Source organism: Candidatus Methanoperedens sp. (assembly GCA_027460535.1).
GTDB lineage: Archaea > Halobacteriota > Methanosarcinia > Methanosarcinales > Methanoperedenaceae > Methanoperedens.
In genome coordinates this window covers 1-17192 of record JAPZAR010000006.1, presented here as the reverse complement: position 1 = coordinate 17192, position 17192 = coordinate 1, and the positions used below count along the sequence as shown (strand labels likewise).

21 protein-coding genes are annotated in these 17192 nt (G+C 44.0%); 2 read left to right on the top strand and 19 right to left on the bottom strand.

What is annotated here, in order from left to right:
• Positions 1-27: 27 nt before the first annotated feature.
• From O8C65_01090 to eif1A, 16 genes are all read right to left on the bottom strand, one after another.
• Positions 28-879, bottom strand: a complete 852-nt coding sequence (locus tag O8C65_01090) for a beta-ketoacyl-ACP reductase (protein MCZ7355502.1) — start codon at positions 877-879, stop codon at positions 28-30.
• Positions 880-884: 5 nt separating this feature from the next.
• Positions 885-2063, bottom strand: a complete 1179-nt coding sequence (locus O8C65_01085) for an acetyl-CoA C-acetyltransferase (GenBank protein ID MCZ7355501.1) — start codon at positions 2061-2063, stop codon at positions 885-887.
• A 74-nt stretch (positions 2064-2137) separates the two neighbouring features.
• Positions 2138-2875 carry a 3-oxoacyl-ACP reductase FabG gene (gene fabG, locus O8C65_01080; GenBank protein ID MCZ7355500.1) on the bottom strand — a complete coding sequence of 246 codons (738 nt, stop codon included), beginning with the start codon at positions 2873-2875 and terminating at the stop codon, positions 2138-2140.
• Positions 2872-4062, bottom strand: coding sequence for a class III poly(R)-hydroxyalkanoic acid synthase subunit PhaC (gene phaC, locus O8C65_01075; protein ID MCZ7355499.1), 1191 nt, complete (start codon positions 4060-4062; stop codon positions 2872-2874). Before phaC ends, fabG begins: the two co-directional genes overlap by 4 nt.
• 21 nt (positions 4063-4083) lie before the next feature.
• A complete protein-coding gene (locus O8C65_01070) occupies positions 4084-4656 on the bottom strand; it encodes a hypothetical protein (GenBank protein MCZ7355498.1) in 573 nt (190 codons plus the stop codon).
• Complete coding sequence (locus O8C65_01065) at positions 4653-5750, bottom strand: hypothetical protein (GenBank protein MCZ7355497.1); 1098 nt, start codon at positions 5748-5750, stop codon at positions 4653-4655. The genes O8C65_01070 and O8C65_01065 overlap by 4 nt, the downstream gene beginning before the upstream one ends.
• A gap of 6 nt (positions 5751-5756) precedes the next feature.
• Positions 5757-5981: a hypothetical protein gene (locus tag O8C65_01060; protein MCZ7355496.1), complete on the bottom strand. Its 225-nt coding sequence runs from the start codon at positions 5979-5981 to the stop codon at positions 5757-5759.
• A 42-nt stretch (positions 5982-6023) separates the two neighbouring features.
• Positions 6024-7112: a hypothetical protein gene (locus O8C65_01055; GenBank protein ID MCZ7355495.1), complete on the bottom strand. Its 1089-nt coding sequence runs from the start codon at positions 7110-7112 to the stop codon at positions 6024-6026.
• A gap of 300 nt (positions 7113-7412) precedes the next feature.
• Positions 7413-8525 (bottom strand): hypothetical protein, encoded by a 1113-nt coding sequence (locus O8C65_01050; GenBank protein MCZ7355494.1) that lies wholly within the window; start codon positions 8523-8525, stop codon positions 7413-7415.
• Positions 8526-8564: 39 nt separating this feature from the next.
• Positions 8565-8756 carry a hypothetical protein gene (locus O8C65_01045; protein ID MCZ7355493.1) on the bottom strand — a complete coding sequence of 64 codons (192 nt, stop codon included), beginning with the start codon at positions 8754-8756 and terminating at the stop codon, positions 8565-8567.
• Positions 8757-8767: 11 nt separating this feature from the next.
• Positions 8768-9019, bottom strand: a complete 252-nt coding sequence (locus O8C65_01040) for a hypothetical protein (GenBank protein MCZ7355492.1) — start codon at positions 9017-9019, stop codon at positions 8768-8770.
• A gap of 570 nt (positions 9020-9589) precedes the next feature.
• Positions 9590-9829, bottom strand: coding sequence for a hypothetical protein (locus O8C65_01035; GenBank protein MCZ7355491.1), 240 nt, complete (start codon positions 9827-9829; stop codon positions 9590-9592).
• Between the two features lie 210 nt (positions 9830-10039).
• Positions 10040-10555 (bottom strand): formaldehyde-activating enzyme, encoded by a 516-nt coding sequence (gene fae, locus O8C65_01030; protein ID MCZ7355490.1) that lies wholly within the window; start codon positions 10553-10555, stop codon positions 10040-10042.
• Between the two features lie 38 nt (positions 10556-10593).
• Positions 10594-11130, bottom strand: coding sequence for a KH domain-containing protein (locus tag O8C65_01025; GenBank protein MCZ7355489.1), 537 nt, complete (start codon positions 11128-11130; stop codon positions 10594-10596).
• Positions 11127-11918 carry a serine protein kinase RIO gene (locus O8C65_01020; GenBank protein ID MCZ7355488.1) on the bottom strand — a complete coding sequence of 264 codons (792 nt, stop codon included), beginning with the start codon at positions 11916-11918 and terminating at the stop codon, positions 11127-11129. The genes O8C65_01025 and O8C65_01020 overlap by 4 nt, the downstream gene beginning before the upstream one ends.
• A gap of 8 nt (positions 11919-11926) precedes the next feature.
• A complete protein-coding gene (gene eif1A / locus O8C65_01015) occupies positions 11927-12244 on the bottom strand; it encodes a translation initiation factor eIF-1A (GenBank protein ID MCZ7355487.1) in 318 nt (105 codons plus the stop codon).
• Positions 12245-12385: 141 nt separating this feature from the next.
• Between eif1A and O8C65_01010 the strand changes: the two genes are divergently transcribed.
• On the top strand, positions 12386-13357 hold the full coding sequence (locus O8C65_01010; GenBank protein MCZ7355486.1) for a bifunctional N(6)-L-threonylcarbamoyladenine synthase/serine/threonine protein kinase: 972 nt from the start codon (positions 12386-12388) through the stop codon (positions 13355-13357).
• A complete protein-coding gene (locus O8C65_01005) occupies positions 13348-13923 on the top strand; it encodes a Kae1-associated kinase Bud32 (protein ID MCZ7355485.1) in 576 nt (191 codons plus the stop codon). Before O8C65_01010 ends, O8C65_01005 begins: the two co-directional genes overlap by 10 nt.
• Before the next feature lie 39 nt (positions 13924-13962).
• On the opposite strand, the gene O8C65_01000 is transcribed toward O8C65_01005, so the two are convergent.
• The 3 genes from O8C65_01000 to O8C65_00990 form a co-directional block, all read right to left on the bottom strand.
• On the bottom strand, positions 13963-14787 hold the full coding sequence (locus tag O8C65_01000; GenBank protein MCZ7355484.1) for a hypothetical protein: 825 nt from the start codon (positions 14785-14787) through the stop codon (positions 13963-13965).
• A 67-nt stretch (positions 14788-14854) separates the two neighbouring features.
• Complete coding sequence (locus tag O8C65_00995; protein ID MCZ7355483.1) at positions 14855-16765, bottom strand: molybdopterin biosynthesis protein; 1911 nt, start codon at positions 16763-16765, stop codon at positions 14855-14857.
• 65 nt (positions 16766-16830) lie between these two features.
• Positions 16831-17192 (bottom strand): hypothetical protein (locus tag O8C65_00990; GenBank protein MCZ7355482.1); only part of this gene is annotated, 362 nt, incomplete at its 5' end.

The window sequence follows — 17192 nt, the reverse complement described above, 5'->3', positions numbered from 1 at the left end:
TACCCGTATCGCCTAAAATAGTTTTTTTCAGATGTAAAGACCCCCATTTATATCAATGACCTGACCTGTTATGTAATCCCCATCTTCGGAGACCAGGTATGCCACCGCACCTGCCACCTCGGATGGCTTCCCGAGTCTTCCCAGGGGTATCTCTGCCAGGATTTTCCCCATTATTTCTGTGGGAACCGATTTTAGCATATCCGTTTCTATGAATCCAGGCGCAACAGCGTTCACGGTTATACCCTTGCCTGCAAATTCTTTTGCCAGCGTTTGCGATAGAGCTATCAATCCTGCCTTCGAAGCTGCATAGTTCGCCTGTCCACGGTTGCCCATCCTCCCAATAACTGAGGAGATATTCACGATCCTGCCATACTTCCTCTCCAGCATACCCTCTATAACCGCTTTGGTGCAGTAGAAAGCACCGTCCAGGTTAACAGATAATACTTCTGTCCACATCTGGGGAGTCATTTTTACAAACGATTTATCCCTTACTATTCCTGCGTTATTGACCAGTATATCTATTCTGCCGAACTGCTTTACCACCTCATCCCGCATCCTGTTCACCTGCTCAAAGTCATTGACGTTTGCCTGGCATATGATAGAATGCTTGCCCATAGAATCTATTAACTCTGATACTTCCTTCGCGTTCTCCTTTGTCTCCATCAGGTCTATCTTCAGGGATAATCTATCAAATTCGTCCATCATGCCCATCTGGTCTATGAGCTTTGATAACTTCTCAGCTTGCTCTTTAGTTGCCTGATAATTAATTGCAACGTCCGCGCCGTCTTCAGCCAGACGCAAGGCGATCGCCTGACCTATCCCCCTTGATCCTCCTGTGACCAAAGCGACTTTACCTTCCAGTCCTGCTTTCTTTCCCATATTATCTATCTCTTTACCACCATGGCGATACCCTGCCCTCCTCCAATACAGAGGGTTGCAAGGCCGTAGGTGCCTTTCCTTCTTGCTAATTCGTGCAGGAGTGTGACCAGTATCCTTGTGCCGCTGGCTCCTATGGGATGCCCGAGGGCTATAGCGCCGCCGTTAACATTAACCCTGTCAGGATTCAATCCCAGTTCCCTGCTAACTGCTATACTCTGTGATGCAAAGGCTTCATTGAGTTCTAGCACGTCCAGTTTGCCTGCAGCAATACCAGCACGTTCTATGGCTCTCTTGGTCGCACAAATAGGACCAAGACCCATCAGTTCAGGAGGAACTCCACATAATCCATAGCTTTTGATGGATGCCAGGGGCACAAGCCCTTTGTCTTTTGCCTTTTCTTCAGACATAAGAAGAACCGCAGCAGCTCCATCGTTAATTCCTGAAGCATTGCCCGCAGTTACTGTCCCATCCTTTTTAAATGCTGGTTTTAGCTTTGCAAGTGTCTCTTTTGTTGTGCCGAACCTGGGGAATTCATCTGTATCAAAGAGAACGGGCTCGCCTTTTGGCTGGGGAACTGCTATCGGGACTATCTCATCTTTAAACTTACCAGCCTTGATTGCAGCTTCTGCCTTATTCTGGCTTTTTGCCGAGAATTCATCCTGGTCGTCCCGTGTAACATTATATTTTTCTGCTACGTTCTCCGCTGTTACACCCATATGATAATTGTTGAAAATATCCCATAATCCATCATGTATCATCAAATCCACGACTTCATCGTTCCCCATCTTCGCTCCCCACCGGTTTTTTTTCAACGCGTACGGGGCTGTTGACATGGACTCCATGCCGCCTGCAAGGACGACATCCGCATCACCCAGCATGATGGCTTGAGCACCTAGAACAACCGATTTCAAGCCCGAGCCGCACACTTTATTAACGCAAAAGGAAGGGACCTCTTTTGGAATCCCCGCCCAGATCGCAGCCTGTCTTGCCACGTTCTGGCCATGACCTGCTGAAAGAACATTTCCCAGGATTACCTCATCAACGTCATTTGATTCAACATTACCCCTTTTAAGGGCATCTTTCAACACTACCGAGCCAAGTTGTCCGGGGGTGAAATCCTTCAAACTTCCCCCGAATTTCCCCACTGCAGTTCTTGTTGCCGACACAATAACTACATTATTCATTTTTTCACCATTTTATTTAATCCTCTGATAGTCCCTCGAAAGGCCCCTGAATTAATTCAGGGTCTTTGGGGTCATTAAATTACTAATCCGCCATCCACACAAAGCACTGCCCCATTAATAAAGTTTGCCTCATCCGAAGCCAGATACAAATATGCATAGGCAACATCCTTTGCTACTCCCAGCCTGCGCAATGGAGTTTTTTCTTTCATCATTTCAAGGATTTTTTCAGGTACGTTTGAGGTCATAGGAGTCGTAATAAACCCAGGCGCCACAGCATTGACCCGTATCCCTTTTTTACCGAGTTCCTTTGCCAGGGTCTTTGTCATGCCTATCAGACCGGCTTTTGTTGCAGCATAATTGACCTGGCCGACATTGCCGTTGAGTCCTACGATCGATGATGTATTGATAATTACACCATTCCCCTGGTTCATCATGACTTCAACCACAGCCTGGGTGCAGTTAAAAACTCCTTTAAGATTGACGTTGATAACCTTATCCCACTGTTCCTCAGTCATTTTTGATAAAAAGGCATCCTGAACAATGCCTGCATTATTTATCAAAACGTCTATTTTACCATATTTTTCAAGAGTGATTTTAACCATCTGTCTTGCTTGTTCCCTGTTGGATACATCTAATTTAACAAAAAATCCCTCTCCATTTTTCTTGATCTCTTCTACTGTCTCCTCGCCAGCCCTTTCATTCATATCGGCTACAACAACTTTGGCTCCTTCTTTTGCGAACAGGAGCGCAGTCTCTTTACCAATACCGCTTCCCGCTCCTGTAATAACTGCAACTTTGTTTTCAAGTCTCATTTTTTGTTCACCTTTGATTTACGCTTCCTTCTATTTTGTTCAAGCGTCTTTTCCTTGGCTAATTCAGGCTTCTCTTCGTTTCCTGATTCAATCTTTTCTTCTCCTTTTCCATTGAAAAGAGACCTGGGCTTCAACCACGCTGCGATCCTGGGACAGACCTCTTTCTGGGATTTTGAGCCCACAAATATTCCTATATGACCGGTCGGGAAGACCAGAGTCTCTTTATCTGTACTCGATACCGCATTTGACAACGGCTTACTTGCATCGTTAGGAACGAGGTGGTCGAATTCTGCCATGACATTAAGCAAAGGCATGGTAATATTTTTCAAATTGATCTTCGTACCATTGAGCTTCATCTCATTCTTGATGAGAAGGTTTTTCTGGTAGCAGTCTTTCATGAACTGCCTGAAGGTTTCCCCCGCCTGGTCGGGACTGTCGAATATCCATTTCTCCATTCTAAGGAAATTCCTGACAATCTCTTCATTTCGAAGCTCGCCTTCTTTATCTCCAGGTTCGCATTCGATCCGTTCGAACAGACCTACATACTTATCGATCATAAGCCTGAATGGGTCTGTGAGCAGGAATCCGACATTCAGGAAATCCCCGGGCACTATTCCGTAGTAGTCCACGATTTTATCCACGTCTAAGCTTTTTGCCCAGAGATGAAGCATCCCTTTATCAGTATCAAAGTCCACAGGAGCCACTAAAGTAACCAGATTTTTTACTTTTTCAGGATGCTGTGCGGCATACATCACAGAAAGAGTCCCACCCTGACATACTCCCAGCAGCGTAATCTTATCCTGCCTGGAAAGCTCTATGATCTTTTCCACAGCATTATTTATATAACCGTTCACATAATCGTCGAGTGTGAGGTATCTGTCTGCACCCGATGGATATCCCCAGTCAATGACATAAACATCAAAACCTTCTTCCAAAAGCTTCTTTATCACACTCTTATCTGGTTGGAGATCCAGAATGTAGTACCGGTTCACGAGTGCATACACTATGAGTATTGGAACTTGATGTGGTTTTTCAACAGCTGGGATATAATGGATAAGTTTCATCTTATCTTCGGAATAAATGATCTTCGATGGCGTTGTTCCAACCGAAAATTCGGGTGGTTTCAGGAATAATTCCATTCCACATTTGAATTTCTCATAATCTCCTATTAAATTAAGTCCGTTCATGTCATCTCCTTCTCCAAATCCCTATTTTTTCTCCTTTAGTTCTCTGATCTGGCTGGTCAGTTCTTTTACTGTTTTCTTAAGGGAATACAACTCTTTGTTGATCTCGTCGATTTCCGTCTTTGTAGGGAGATTCATGGGTTTTAGATAATTCTCTTCAAGCATTTCCCTGTTGTATTTTTGAAATTCCATTAAATTCGAATTTAATTTCCCCATATCCGACGCAAAGTGGCCTGATTTCAAGAATTCCTTGAAAGTCTCGCTATACGTCTCTATCCAGATCTTGTAAAAATCTTTGCATTTCTCAGGACTGATTTCCCCTTCCATATCGGTTGCTGTCTTTTCCTGCACTTTGCGCATTGCTTCCATGAATACAACCTGGAAATTAGAACTGGTATCCATCCCTGCGGCATAAAGGTTAACAAAGGTAGAGAAACCCTTCATCATTTTTTCAGATTTCTCACGCGCTGGACCCAGGGCAGGCATCTCTACGAGCCTGCCTGTGGTGGCGTTGTATACCTTTAACCACTGGTCAAAAAATTCCTGGGTGGATTCAAAACCTGATTTTCCCATATTTAACCCGTCTGAATCGCTCATTTTTTATTCTTTCCCGGATATGCTGATGCCGAACCGAAATCAGATTTTACCCACATCTTTGACATCTTGGTAAATGTGTCAGCGTAAATCTTAGCCATGACCTTTACAGACTCCATGATATCTTTCATAGGGCCTCCTACTGTAGGCATGTCCTCAAAAAAGCTATCAAAAGCCTTTTCATACATCTTTACCCATAGATTATAGAATTCTTTATATGCCTCTGGATCAGAGGTTTGTTTCGACAGCTCCTTAGCCTTTTCTGACATTTTTTCAAGTGCAGCTATCCAGGACTTGTACATGCTCACATAAATATTGGTGCTCTGAACAAAATGCTCAAACATTACCTTGGAAGGTTCCATGGACTGGATATGCTTTCCATAGATTTCCTGATATGTATCCATCCATAAGGTATAAAATTCCATATAGGCTTCTGGGCCTGCATCTCCCCGAGAGATTTCTGCCATTTTCTCGGAAAGTTTCAGCATGGATTCATTCAATGGCCCGCAAAGCTGTGCGTATGACTTCTTCCACAGTTTTGACATCTGCAAAAAGCTCCCTAAGTAGATATCTGGTATGCCCATGTAATTCCCAAATATCTCTTCTGTACTTTCTTGAGCAGGCAGTTCTAAAAGCTCATCGAATATTTTTTCATAAGTCTTCATCCATATATCATAGCATTCTTTATATTTTGCCGGATCTGGATTGCCCGAAAGTATCTCTCTTGTCTTGCTGGAATTATCTTCTAACTCTTCGATCCACGACCTGTAGAGTTTATTGGAATCCTCTGCGCTTGAGAGGAATTTTTCAAGCGTTTCTTTATTGGATTTCAGTGTTGGGATTGGATAAAATTTACCAAAGGTATTCTGGTATGTTTTAATCCATTCATCATAGAATTCCCTGTATTTCTGTGGAGCAGCTTCTTTTGAGAGAATAGATGTCTTCTCAAGCATCTCTCCTGTGGATTCGATCCAGGGCTTGTATAGCTTTAAGTAAGAATCCTCCCACATTTTTGAAACTGCTTCATAACTGTCAACCCATGTCTTGGAAATCTTCTCTTCATTCACGTCTTTTTTTTCTTCAGTTCTCTTGACCATAATAATTCACATCCCCAGCATTTCTTCTATCATTTCATCTGCACTCAGCAGGTATCGCGCTCTTTCTATAAACATATCGGAAGGCGTATCTCCGTATACTTCTATTTCTTGGAGGATATTGGAAAATTTATAATTCCCATATCCCACAATGTTAATAAACGAACCTTCGTTGTCAATTTCCTGGACTGCACCGTCTATAATATTGGGTGAGCCAATTTCTTCAGGATCCATATGATTAAGCTCCATATTCTAATTTTTTGGATTTTTGAATTCTTAAGCCCCACTTGTGGAGGCGGTGTACGATTTCATCCAGATCTTTGACATGCTGGTAAATGTATCTGCGTATATCCTGGCCGCATTCTTTACAGGCTCCATAATCTCTTTAAACGGGCTGAATGTGGGCGTGTTCTCAAAGAAGTTGGCAAGTGCCTTTTCATATGTTTGTGCCCAGAGATTATAAAATTCCGTATGTGCCTCTGGATCTGCGCTCTTTTCTGATAGTTCCTTGGCTTTTTGTGACAGTTTTTCAAGGGTTGCTATCCAGGACTTGTAGAGGTTCAGATTAACGTTTTCGCTCCGTACGAAATACTCCAAAACTTCCTTTGAAGGCCGCATGGACTGGGTATCAAACAACCTTCCATAGGTCTCCTGATAAGTATCCATCCATAATGTATAAAATTCCTTATAGGCTTCAGGGCTCGCATTCCCCCGGGAGATTTCTGCTGATTTCTCTGAAAGCTCCAGCATAGAGTCCATATACGGCACGTATAGCTTTGCGTATGAATCTTTCCATAGTTTTGATATCTGCTCAAATGTCGTTGAATAGAAATCCGGTACGCCTGTGACATTCTCAAAGATCTCTTTCATATTTTGCCGCAATGGCAGAGTAAGAAGCTCGTCGAGCATTTTTCCATATGATTTGATCCACATCTCATAGACTTCTTTATATTTTGCAGGATCTGCTTCGCCCTGGAGTACTTCGCGGGTAGCCCTGGAATTCTCCTCTAATTCGGCGATCCGTAACCTGTAGATTTTATTCGATTCATCTGCGCTGATGAGGAGTTTCTCAAATGTTTCCTTGTTGGACTCCAGGGTCGGGATTTCATAAAATTTTCCGAAGCTGTTCTGGTATGTTTTCACCCATGTATCATAAAATTCCTTAAATTTTTCAGGTGCAGCATCTTTTGAGAGTTCAAACGCTTTCCCGAACAGCGCTTCTGTGGATTCGAACCAGGGCCTGTATAGCTTTAAGTAGGAATCCTCCCACATTTTTGAAACAGCCGTATAGTTGTCTTCCCATGTCTTGGAAAAATTCTTGTTTTCTTCGTTCATATATTTTTTTTCTTCAGTTTTCTTGACCATAATAATTCCCTTCTCCAATTTATTTTATCTAAACCGGCAGTTCTATCATGGATGGTTTCCCCACGATCCCGAAATTCAGCATCTACCCGATTTAGCTATGCCTACATCTTCTTTATCATATATAAAGTTATTTTTCTATATTAATCATTAAATTATGATTAATCATTAAATTAATATTGAGATAGATGTGGTTTACAATAAAATTTAAGATTGGATTTTTCCAATCTTAAACCGCACTTGTGGAGCTGCGATACCAGTATTTAAATACGGGGTATTTTATATTTAAACCATCTGATTCGCTTATGTTGTATGCTTTCCCTTTCTCGGATACGCTGACGCTGAATGAACACCCGATTTCATCCATATATTGGATATGCTGGCAAATGTATCTGCGTATATCCTGGCCGCATTCTTTACAGGCTCCATAATCTCTTTAAACGGGCTGAATGTGGGCGTGTTCTCAAAGATGTTGGCAAGTGCCTTTTCATATGTTTGTGCCCAGAGATTATAAAATTCCGTATGTGCCTCTGGACCTGCGCTCTTTTCTGATAGTTCCCTGGCTTTCTGTGACATTTTTTCAAGGGTTGCTATCCAGGACTTGTAGAGGTTCAGATTAACGTTTTCGCTCCGTACGAAATACTCCAAAACTTCCTTTGAAGGCCGCATGGACTGGGTATCAAACAACCTTCCATAGGTCTCCTGATATGTATCCATCCATAATGTATAAAATTCCTTATAGGCTTCAGGGCTCGCATTCCCCCGGGAGATCTCTGCTGATTTCGCTGAAAGCTCCAGCATAGAGTCGATATACGGCACGTATAGCTTTGCGTATGAATCTTTCCATAGTTTTGATATCTGCTCAAATGATGTTGAATAGAAATCCGGTACGCCTGTGACGTTCTCAAAGATCTCTTTCATATTTTGCCGCAATGGCAGAGTAAGAAGCTCGTCGAGCATTTTTCCATATGACTTGATCCACATCTCATAGACCTCTTTATATTTTGCAGGATCTGCTTCGCCCTGGAGTACTTCGCGGGTAGCCCTGGAATTCTCCTCTAATTCGGCGATCCGTAACATATAGATTTTATTCGATTCATCTGCGCTACTCAAGAGTTTCTCAAATGTTTCCTTATTGGATTCAAGGGTCGGCATTTCATAAAATTTTCCGAAGCTGTTCTGGGACGTTTTCATCCATTCATCATAAAATTCCTTAAATTTTTCAGGTGCAGCATCTTTTGAGAGTTCAAACGCCTTCCCGAACAGCGCTTCTGTGGACTCGAACCAGGGCCTGTATAGCTTTAAGTAGGAATCCTCCCACATTTTTGAAACGGCTGTGTAGCTGTCTTCGGAAGTCTTGAAACTATCCTTATTCTCTTCGTGTATATCTTTTCTGTCTTCAGTTTTTTTAACCATATTATTCATCTCTTTATTTAGTCCCCGTATACGGGGTCTTTATTTATTCTCAACCAGTCCAGTGGGAATAAATCTCACTCCCAACAACTTTTTGATATCAAGCAACGGTATGTGATAATCTTTAGATACATAAAATTCAGCCTTGATCAAGGCTTCATTTTCGTTCACACCTGCATGCATGAATGCCATCTTTCTTTTTGAAATTGCTGTCAATACATCAAATATATCCATGAGTAGCCAGCTTACCCCTGGGTTTTGCCCAGCATTTCTTCTAACATTTCGTCGGTACTTAGAAGATATCTTGCCCTTTCCATGTCTATCTCCCCAACCATCTTCCATGAAGACCGGTCATGGACGAGTACTACTTTGGGAAAAAAATTCATGAACTCTGGAACTGGTCCATTTCCCGCATCAACTGCGATGCCAGCAAACAATCCTTCGCGATCAATTTGCTGGATGATACCTCCCGGTATATTTATTTCTTTAAATTCCATTTAATTCACCTTCCAATTAATCCCTGAATTAATTCAGGGCTGAACCCAGTAGAAAAGTTCTGCTGTTTTTTGGGTTCTAATTACTCACAACCCCGCAACCTTAACAATTTGGGCTATTCAATAAGGGTCACTCTCATATATATAGCAACAACTATCATATATAATTTTTGTTTAATATTACTACTTACATTTATGATTAATCATTAAAGTTAAACGTGATCATTCTCGCCTTGTTATTACGATAAATTCCACTTTTCTAAATATTCCCATCCAAAAAATCACTCATTTAGTTCGCATGCATCAGGCATCCAGATGTGAGCCGGCGATTCTATCCCCAGGAATTTCCCGAAATCCTCGCTATTTTCCTATTTCTATGGTTCCTCCGATTTCTCTTACACAATTTAGTTGTTCTGTCATCCTTTTAATATAAAAAGGAGAGTAAACTACGCCTGTTGGCACGTATCTTTTTTCCCTCACAGGTCCTTAGTGTCATTTTCCGTAGCTAAATCATTCCATATGTGTTGTCATTGCTCTTCTTAAATACATTCACCCCGAGGACCATATGAGGCATTAATCCAATTCCCGGATACTTACCAGACCATGTTTATAGACAATGGTTTTTATCGGTTTCTTTGATTTAATATCCTTTGTTTCCACTAAAATAAGTTCATACTTGTCACAACCTGTCAATATTCCCGTTATTGTTTTCCCGCTCAAGGTTTCACAAACAACTATTTTATTCATGAAATCATTCAAATATTTATTTGACTTCTGTGACAATTCATCGATATTTTTCTGTTCTGCAAACATATTCGTATCACTCTATATTCAGAATAAGAAACCAACATAAAGCTCGTTGCTAAAATTTGAATCTCTTCTGACCAACCCTAACCATGATTTCCGAATTTATAAAAGATTTGATTCAAATTCAGTTTAAGAGAAGGAAAAGAGAAAAATATCGGGTAAAGTAATAAGGCAGAAAATTCCATTTGGAAAATATCAGCCTTAATTGCGATCGATCTACGCGAACGGATGCTTCGCCTTTTCCTTCTTCGAGAGCGCTTCCTCGACTGTTGGCTCTCCTTGCATCGCTCTTTTTATAGCAAGTTTCGTGGCCTCGTAGTTAAACTTGTAAACCTTGTCCTTATCCTGCGCATCCCACTCGATGAATACCGAAACGATAATGAGAATGTCCTCAGCCTCGCTTTTATTGATAATTCCTTCCTCCACGGAATCCATCACAGCCTTAGCAATGGCGGCCTGAGCTGGACCGAACATGAGTATTGCCTGCGAGGCTTTCCTGATCGTTACCTTATTGACCATCAGCGTTGCCGGCTTCGGCTGAAGGTTGGGTTCAAGCACTGCCAGGAGAGGCGTATGCCCGTATCGAGGCATTGCAAGCGAATTCATGAAAGCTGTTTCTACTGCACCGCCCTTGGGTCCTATCACGAGGTCGATATGAGCGATCTCGGGACCTGAACCTGCAAGGGCTTCACCAATTAGACTCTTAGTAATTCTTTTTGCCAAATTAGTCACCCGGTATGCCTAAAAGAGGTGATAGTATTTGACTTTAATCAAAACCCGAGCTCAACTTTTTTCAACTCACTTTTCTTTTTCTCAAGGAACTTGTAAACCGGCCCATGCGTTGATCCTTCCAGAAGCATATCGATACCCGCCCGCGCCACAGCATTCTGTTCCGGATACCCGATCAGGCATATGGTCTTTCCGTAAACGGAAATACGCGCATTGGTAAGCGTCTCAAAAACCTCGCGGGTCTTGCCAGCTTTTCCTATGATCCTTCCTTTCAAACGTTGAAGATCTTTTTCAGTCCTGGCGATATTGGACAGGTCTATGCTTTCAAATATCAGAAGATCATCATCAAATAGACGAAGAGCTTTTTCGGGACTGAAGCCCCTTGCTATCGCATGTACTACCTCGCTGGCTCGCAATCCTTTTATAGGGTCTTTGGCATTCGATATTTCAACATCCCCGCTCTGGCTGTCTATATTGAGGGCAGCAGTCGATTTTTCTTCAATAAGCTCTTTTGTTCCGCCTTTTGGCCCGACTAGAACCGCAACTCTCTCAAGCGGGATCTTAATATGGTCTGTCATTTCTTATCCTCCTTTATAGCTGAAATCATCTCTTCTTCATTCACAGTAATATCGAATTTCCTGAAGAATCTGGCGATATTGGTCACATCGCGCCGCAGAAACATATCTGCATTAAAATGGTCCTTAGTTACCGATTGCCCCATGTCGATTATAACGGGTTCAAGAGTATTCATGTCAACCAGTATATTGTATTCGCTCAGGTCGGCATGAATGAGCTCTGCTTTGGAATACAACAGTTTCATATATTCAACGGTCCTGTCGAAAATATGCTGCATCTCTTCCTGGGTTATATCCACGTCTTTCAATTGCGGCATCGCGATGCCATCTTTTCCAATAAATTCCATCAGCAGGATGTTCCTTTTGGTAACATATGGCTTTGGAACCCTTACTCCTGCTTCTTCAGCCCGTTTGAGATTTTTGAATTCCTTCTTTGCCCACGCAAAGATGATATCTTTTTTTGAGTGTCTGATACCTGCAAAACGCGGATCCCCCAAAATATAATCCTTCATTGCATTGAAATTCGCAGTGGTGATCATATATATCTTCACGGCTACTTCAGAAATGTCATCCTTTTTTGAGATCGCATGAAAAATATTTGATTCCTTTCCCGTACTTACAGAACCCCCAAATGCATCAATGAAACCTTTCTTGGAAAGCTCATACAGCGCCATCAGAGTTGCATCATCAAAAACATCACTAAACGCGGCCCTCTGGCTGGAATCTTTGATCCGCATCCGGAATTCATCGACGATGACATCCATTCGGCTGAGCTTCTTGTCACTGACCATATTTCCCGTTAACTTTTCAAAAATCCCTTACGTTCAAGCCAGTTTACCTGAGGTCCGCTGTATTTCCACGCGATATCTGCTTTTTCGTTCTGGAAAGACCATGGAACAACGATAACAACATCCCCTTCCCTTATCCATATGCGTTTCTTGATTTTACCGGGAATGCGAGCAAGCCTTACTACCCCATCCATGCACCTCACTCTTATCTTGTTTGCTCCGAGCAGGCTTTCTACAATTCCAAGCACCTCGTTTGCGCCTTTTTGTGGAATGCGAACCCTTGTGAATTCTTCCTCGGGCCTGGGGCCACCCTTTGCTCGCTCTTTCAGTATAACACCTCGTAATTCACATTTCTATATGTCTCCGCTGTATGTAAAGGTTACTGAAATATAATTCCAAAAAATTCTATAAAATTATACGATACTTATTTTAGAAGAGATTACAATAAGTCCTGCAACCCTGAGGAACCAATGTCCATTTCAATATTAGGCCTGGAAGGAACAGCATGGAACCTGAGCGCCGCGATCGTTGACGAGAACGATGTCATAGCGGAGACCACGGCCACTTACATGCCTGAGGCCGGAGGGATACATCCCCGTGAGGCCGCGCAGCATCATTCAAACCATATCGGAGAAGTGGTAGGTGAAACCTTAAAAAAAGGCGGAAGGACTGTCAGCGCAGTGGCTTTTTCGCAGGGGCCGGGTCTAGGGCCATGTCTTCGCACAGTTGCCACAGCAGCAAGGGCGCTTTCATTGTCTCTTGGTGTGCCCCTCATAGGGGTCAATCATTGTATTGCCCACATCGAGGTGGGAAGATGGAAAACACCTGCTAAGGACCCTGTCACGCTATATGTGAGCGGTGCGAATTCCCAGGTGCTGGCATACAGGGCAGGACGCTACAGGGTTTTTGGCGAAACACTCGATATCGGGGTAGGCAATGCCCTTGACAAATTCGCAAGATCGGCAGGGCTCAGGCATCCCGGCGGTCCGAAAGTGGAGGATTTCGCTAAAAAGGCAACGCGTTATATCCCGCTACCCTACACAGTAAAAGGAATGGATTTCTCCTTTTCGGGTCTGACCACAGCTGCACAGGAGTCTTTAAAAAACTCAAAGTTGCCCGATGTGTGCTATTCCTTCCAGGAGACGGTCTTTGCCATGCTCGTGGAGGTGACAGAACGCGCCGTCGCTCACACGGGAAAAACTGAAGTGCTTCTGGCAGGCGGGGTGGGCGCGAACTCACGCCTTCGAGAGATGCTTAAAATAATGTGTGAGGACCGGGGTATAGAGTTCTATGTGCCTGAAAAGCGGTACATGGGTGACAATGGAGCCATGATAGCTTACCTCGGCCTTTTAATGTTCAGGGCGGGGTATAGAACCGGGATTTCCGAATCCGCCGTCAACCCGAATTACAGACCCGATGATGCGGAGGTCGGATGGCGGTGATCGCAAGCGGGGCTGAGGCCGTAATAAATCTGGAAGAAAATACCATAATCAAGACACGGATAGAGAAACGGTACAGGTTGAAGGAAATAGATGAAAATATCCGGAGAGAGCGTACAAGAACGGAAGCAAGGCTTATTTCTGAAGCGCGAAGATGCGGTGTCCCGACGCCGATAATTAAGGACGTTTCTGATTTTGAAATAAGAATGGAATATATCGACGGGACTGCACTGAAAAATATAATAACACCAGGTCTCAGTGAACTGACAGGAGAACTTATCGGGCGGTTGCATTCCTGCGGCATTGTTCACGGCGACCTTACCACATCTAACTTATTATTCCGGAATGGAAAATTGTTCCTTATAGACTTCGGCCTTGCGTCTCTGGACAAGAGTGTGGAGGCGAGGGGGGTGGATGTCCACGTATTTTTCCAGACACTGGAGAGCACCCATGAGAATGATGAGGAACTGATTGCTGCTTTTAAGAAAGGTTATTCAAGAACCTTTGAAAATGCAGAAAAAATCATCGAAAGAGTAGAAGAGATTGAAGCCCGGGGAAGATATGCCTGAAAAAAATTAAGGAGTCGGTTAAGACCCCTCTAATCCGGTTTAATATCCTCCTCCACCCCCAGTGTAGCGTGAATTGACTACTATGGGGTATTCCTGCGAATAGACGTCAACACCATCGACCTTCGCATATGCCCGAACGTAAATGCTGCCACCGCCTGAAGGGGCAGTGAATTGAGCGCTGAATTTCGCCGGCGTATTACCGCTCTGTACGCTGCTGACCCTGGGATAGCTGGAGATATTAGCACTGCCGCTGTTGAAGCCCCAGTAAATCGCAGTCTGGCTGATGCTGCCCTGGGTCCCACCAGAGACCTCCCACTGGATAGTGAAACTGGTATCTCCATCCACGCTCGAAGGATGGGATGTTACTTTAATGGCCGCTGGAGTGCCTGATACGGCGGGGGCCGGTGTTATTGTGATGGTTTGTTCAGGAGACCAATAGAAGACCGTATCTATTATAGCATGCGCCCTGAAATATATCACTCCTGGATTGTTTATGGTTATGTTTGCGCTGAAACTTGCGGGTATTTTCCCCCCCTTGGGTGTTGTCAGGCTCGGGTAGCTCTGGAGTGTCAGAGGCTCGGATTTCGACTGATTACCGTAATGCACTGCTGTATGGGTGATATTCTTTTCAACCGGACTGTTGACCTTCCAGGTTACTTCAAAACTGCGCCCCGCCTCCGCTGTAGCAGGGGCTGTCAATACTTCCACGCTGGTTCCCGCGGCCGGGGTGGGTGCAGCTGGTGCTGTAGTTGTAGGTTTTGCTGTTTGTACGGTTTGCTGTGGAGGCTGGCTCACGCAGCCTGAAATGACAGACAATACAATAGCAACAGCCAGGATATTATACACTATTCTTCCCTTAAACATGAATTAACCTCCAATTTTATATTATATAAGATGGTATTTAAGACATTCTACTGGCACCGGCGGATTATCAGGGCCGGACGATTTCCCCTGTCCTGTCGTATGTACTAAGCCCCGATGGCAGTTTTTCTTTAAACTCTTCAGAGCGCAGAGCTTTCAAAAAGATCTGTATCTCCCTGCTATCCAGCAGGTTCATCGGAATCACGAAATCATATTCTTCATCTGCGATTTTGATGAATTTAAGATCGTTGTGCTCTGCTGCCGCGCGGATCCCGATTCCGGCATCAGCCTTTCCAAGCTTCACCGATGCTGCAACGGCGCTGTGTGTTTTCGCCTCCATATGGTAGCCCTGTATGCTGCCCGTGAGTTCCTCAAGAGACAACCCTTTTTGTTCTGCTATTTCCTTTAATTTCATATCGGTCATAACCCTTGTTCCGGAACCTGTGTTCCTGTTTATCATCCTGACATTGATGATATCCCCAAATCTCCAGATATTGCTTTCATTTCTAACTATCAGACCCTGTTCCCTCAGATAGCCTTTTATCAATACTGCATTCTCTATACCGAACTTTTTCAGGAAAGGCAGATTATACTCCCCCGATTCATCAAGCAAATGCACCCCCGCAATATCGGCAATACCGTTCCTGATCGCATTCAATCCGCCCGAAGAACCCGCGTTTATCACGCGTATTTTTAATTTCGAAATATCAGAAAGAGTATCCAGCCCGATGCAATTGCTCCCCACGAAAAGCAAATCCGGCGTTTCAGGTTCCCCAAATAAGGTGACCTCCACACTTTCACCCGCACTTATCATCTCTGCATCAAGCGGTATCTCAATAAATCCATCAGCTTCGGAAAGTGTGGTTATGGCACCGGAACCTTTCTCGATCGGGTATGCCCTTCCTCTTACCAGACCGACCGGAAGGAGCTGGCTTCGTCCCTCGCTGCGGACGCGTATTGCAAGTTTTGCCGTTACACTGATTTGTTCCTTCTTTTTCCCTGTCAATTTCCTGATAAGCGGTGCCACGAACTCATTAAAAATGATAAGTGAAGATGCCGGATATCCAGGGAGGCCGAAAATCGTTTTGCCGAATACTTTTCCGATGATCGCTGGTTTTCCGGGTTTGATATCGATCCCGTGGGCAAGTACAGTCCCGTTCTCCTCAATTATCCTGTACATGATATCTCCGCAGCCTGCAGATGTGCTCCCCGACGTAAGGATGATATCACAGTTCCCGGCAGCTTTTTCAAGGACTTCTTTCATTTCAGTCTCATCGTCACCGACTATGCCGTAGCGCGCAGGAGTCCCGCCGCACTCCCTAACGGCCGAGGCGATAGAAAATGAGTTAATATCGTATATCTCTCCTGCCTCGAGTTCTCTTCCCGGTTCCGCAAGCTCATTCCCCGTGGAAATAATACCCACGTTCAGGCCATATACCCGGACATCTTTCCTCCCTGTAGCAGCAAGGACACCTATCTCCCTGGCACCAAGTGAAGTTCCCTTTTCCAGTACCCTTTCACCAGCCATGATATCTACCCCTGCGTGCATTACATTTTCATTGATGGAAACGGGACGAAGTACGAGCAGGTCTGTATCAATAATAGTGTACTCTACCATAACCACGGCGTCGGCGCCTGAGGGCATGACCGCGCCTGTCGATATCTCGGCAGCTTCTCCCGTACCTACGTGGACATCGGAATTTATACCTGCCGGGATCGAACCCGTGAGTTTGAGTTGCACAGACCTATCTTCACGCGCCTCGTAGGTATCAGAAGCATGAACCGCATATCCATCCATTGAGGCTCTGCTGAAGGGAGGGACATCCACAGGAGAAACCGAATCCTCAGCGAGGACACGCCCGGATGCATTTTCAATATCCACCTGCATTATGCGTGGCTGGATACCGAGGTGCCGGATTATGTTTCTTGCTTCATCCATTGTGATGAGTTTTCTGAATTCTTTTTGCACTTTCACAATCATGGAGCCGTTTAGTTAAATCGTTTACCCACTGATTCAGTTAAATGAATTTGACCACAAATTTGTATTCAAGTCATGAAACCTTCGTAATTTCCAATTTGTTCTAAGCCAATGGAATAAGTTCCCATCCAGATATAAGGCCGGACAAGATTTGCAGAAAGTGCTGGTCTTGAGGCAATGCCGGCAGCTTCTGGAACTATACTGGCGATAACTTGTACCCCACTTGATTCTGTCATTTGCAGGTTTTTATTAGCTATCTGACGATCTGCCTTAATGATCTCAAAACCTTCCTGACGACATGTTAATGCCTCCATTAATCTTTTTGGGTAGCGTGGTAACGGTCCGATTACCAACATGACCATATCGGTCGACTTCGTGACTGGACCTTTCCGCGCAGCTGTCGATATGCATAAAAGAACATGCGAATGGC